General features: G+C 39.3%; 2 protein-coding genes. Both read right to left on the reverse strand.

Going from position 1 to position 3297, the window contains the following annotated elements; translation table 11 throughout:
* Window positions 1-268: 268 nt before the first annotated feature.
* A complete protein-coding gene (locus MXE38_RS11965) occupies window positions 269-1333 on the reverse strand; it encodes a hypothetical protein (RefSeq protein WP_246915381.1) in 1065 nt (354 codons plus the stop codon).
* Window positions 1334-1809: 476 nt separating this feature from the next.
* Window positions 1810-2724 carry a GTPase gene (locus tag MXE38_RS11970; protein ID WP_246915383.1) on the reverse strand — a complete coding sequence of 305 codons (915 nt, stop codon included), beginning with the start codon at window positions 2722-2724 and terminating at the stop codon, window positions 1810-1812.
* Window positions 2725-3297 lie beyond the last annotated feature (573 nt).

Raw genomic sequence — 3297 nt, forward strand, 5'->3', positions numbered from 1 at the left:
GGCAACGACTCAACTATCTACAAAGGCTTATCTATGCTTAGTGTAGCTGCGACCTATGTCTTTACTATGGTGTTACCCTATATTAAAATCGGGGATGTAGGATATAAAAGTCTCCAATAAGAAAAAATAAATGTTTAATTATTAATAGCAAAGCTGATAGCTAAAACCACTAAGAGCTTTGCTCTATATATAGTCCATGATTTAGGGACTCTGGGTGCAAATTTGACCTTAACAGCTGCTAAAACTAAGCTTTTAGCAACATTACCTTTTAAGCTCTATTGATGCGCTGTCTCTTGGTTGTAGCTTTTTTAGCTACACGCTTAGAATTGGCCTCAAAACTGGCATCTTTAGTAGCCATATCAGCTTCAATTTGAGCCTTGGTTCTACGAGTGCGCTTAGGCTTAACCTCTATGGCATCCTTAGTAGCAGCGGCCTTGGCTTTAGCCTTGGAATTTGCCTTTACAGGCTCAGAAGCCTTGGCTTTAGAAGCTGCCTTAGTTGCAGTAGCCTTGGCTGGAGCTTTCTTGCTCTTAGCCTTTACCTCTACCACCTTCTGAGGCTCAGCACTCTTAGCAGAGGCCTTAGCAGCACTCTTAGCTTTAGCCTTGGACTCTGCCTTGACAGGCTCAGAAGCCTTGGCTTTAGAAGCTACCTTAGTGGCAGTAGCCTTGGCTGGAGCTTTCTTGCTCTCAGCCTTTGCCACTACCACCTTCTGAGGCTCAGCGCTCTTAACAGAGGCCTTAGCAGCACTCTTGGCTTTAGCCTTGGACTCTGCCTTTACAGGCTCGGAGGCCTTGGCCTTGGAAGCTACCTTAGTTGCAGTAGCCTTGGTATTGTCAGAGGTTTTAGCTTTTGCTTTAGTTTCCTGAGCTTTAGTTGCGCTAGGAGTTGCACTTTGGTCTTGGATAGCTGTATGGGATAAGGAAATACCAGCAGCTTTGAGCTCTCCATTAACCTGATCTAGCATGGAATTAAGCTCTTGGATATTGTTGGTAAGCTTATCCATAGCCTTTTCATGTTTGGTAATAAGATCAGAACTAATGAGCTTATCTTGGCCTGATTTTGAGACATTATTATTGTGCTTGGAGCTGACTAAGGTATTCTTAAATTGATCCTTTATCTGCCATTTACTTTTAAGCGCAGTAATCTTTTGGTCAAGTTGTCTTTGAGAATTGTCTATAGCAGCTTGGCGCTCACGCTTTTTAGCCTCCTCAACCCTGTCATCATAATCAGAGCTACTAGAAGAATCTGAATCACTTGAGCTATCTTTGATTGCAGAAACAATAGCGGCGCCCACGCCAACAACAGCAGCTCCAATTAGCCATGGCAACATATAAAAGTCTCCTTTAAAACCAACTATAAAACCTAATTAAATTCTTAAGTATCGTGATGCTTGTGTTTATCACTATGAGTTCGGGCTGATATCAATGTGCTTTTAGAATTATGCTGTGTATCAACTGTATCAGCATTAGCGGCGCTAGCCGTTGCAATCGACCTTTCTAAACTAACCAAAAAATGGTTAAGGTCTCTTTGAAGTTGAGTAAAGATATCGTTTTTGATGTGAGGAGGTGGATTATCCATGATAGGGGCTGATCTGCGCATAAAGCATCCTCTGCATATGAGAACTAAACTAAAAAGAATTACCTAAACTTATGGTTTTGTTAGTTTTGAACGGGTGCTCTTATGATTAAACTTTTAAAGCTTAAACACCCAACACAGAGAGGATATATATAAAGCTAGCTAGTTAGCATAGAAACTAACTAGCTAGCCAGTAAGGATAGTTAAAATAGAACCTTACCAAGAATCACATTAGCTATTAAGCAGATCTTTGTGCTTTCTTACCAGCCGATTATACTCCTCTAAGTCTCGGTTAAAAGACTCTTTAAGAGCATTGTACTCCTGGCGAGTGCGCTCTAAGCGCTCTTGGAAAATTTCTTTGAGCTTATTAATCTGCTCAATAATAGCATTAGCTTCATTTTGCAGTTTAGTAAGCTTAACGGCATCAATAGAGGACTTAATGTCCTTTTTCATGGCAGTAATGTTGGACTTTAATAGAGGGATGCAAGACTTCTTAATTAAAGCTTGCTTATTCTCTACAGAGCCCTTGGCGTAAGAACTAGAGTCTACACACAAAATATTGTAGACATTCTTACTTCCAAAAAGATCAGTTAGTTGATTCTTGATACGCTCAGTAACGCCATCGATCTCAGACTTAGATACGGAGCCACTGTTGGTTAAAACAAAAATGGTGCTAGCAAAGAAAGTTTCAATACTTTGATTCTTGGCAATGAACTTTAAGTAGTCGACTTCCTGAGCATTGAGTTCACCAGTAGTGATCTTGTGTACGAAGAGGTGAATATCAGCAGTAGCAATGGTCTTAAGGGCTGTGGCATTATCGTAGTCGTCAGCATTTAAGCCTGGGGTGTCGATATATAAGCAGTCCTTGTACTTGACGGACTGTTCTTTGCGGGTTTCACGCTTATCAGCTACAGAGAAGGTTGAATTGTCAAAGGAACCAATAATTTGGTTTAACAAGGAGCTTTTTCCGTGGTTGAATAAGCCAAGAGCAACCACACGAAACTCATTTTTTAAAAGCTCGTGGGTATATTTGATGAAGTCGTCCTTTTGACGCTTTAAATCGGCAGGGATCTTGTTAACATTATCGTATTGATTGAATTGGGCACACATAATATGACCTTTAATATCTTGATTGGTTAGGCTCAAGACAAACCTAATATAGGTCTTCCAGACAATTGGCAGTACTAAAAAGATTTAGCCACTGCACAAGCTAATACCATTAATCATTAGATCGTTTCGGGCAGTATTAAATTCACTGACTTAGACCGCTAGGTAGCTTATAGAAATTGTCAAATCCTACAATATTAAGCAATTAAAATTGCTGGTTTGCCAGTTAAGGCTCCGAATCTAATAGCAGCATAGAATTACTATTAGGTAAAGAGATAGTGTCGTTAAGACTCGATAACTTATATGAGATAGTTTTGTAAGTTTAGTAATAAGCTAAACTTTGCAGTACGGATACAAAACAAATTAATCATCATTACACTTACATGGTTTTGAATAAAACCTAAAGCACAAAGGATCAAACTCACTCCTAGGATTAGGAAGTTGTTGATCTAAAGATAAATTAGTTTTGATAAAAGATAAAATGTATCATCTTTTATAGCTCGAATTATACCCTACATCCCCGATTTTAATATAGGGTAACACCATAGTAAAGACATAGGTCGCAGCTACACTAAGCATAGATAAGCCTTTGTAGATAGTTGAGTCGTTGCT

It is taken from the genome of Anaerobiospirillum sp. NML120448, from assembly GCF_023050945.1.
Lineage (GTDB): Bacteria > Pseudomonadota > Gammaproteobacteria > Enterobacterales > Succinivibrionaceae > Anaerobiospirillum.

Bases quoted from the DNA above. Each gene is read 5' to 3' on its own strand.
- MXE38_RS11965 (WP_246915381.1), bottom strand. From the start codon at position 1,333: ATGTTGCCATGGCTAATTGGAGCTGCTGTTGTTGGCGTGGGCGCCGCT.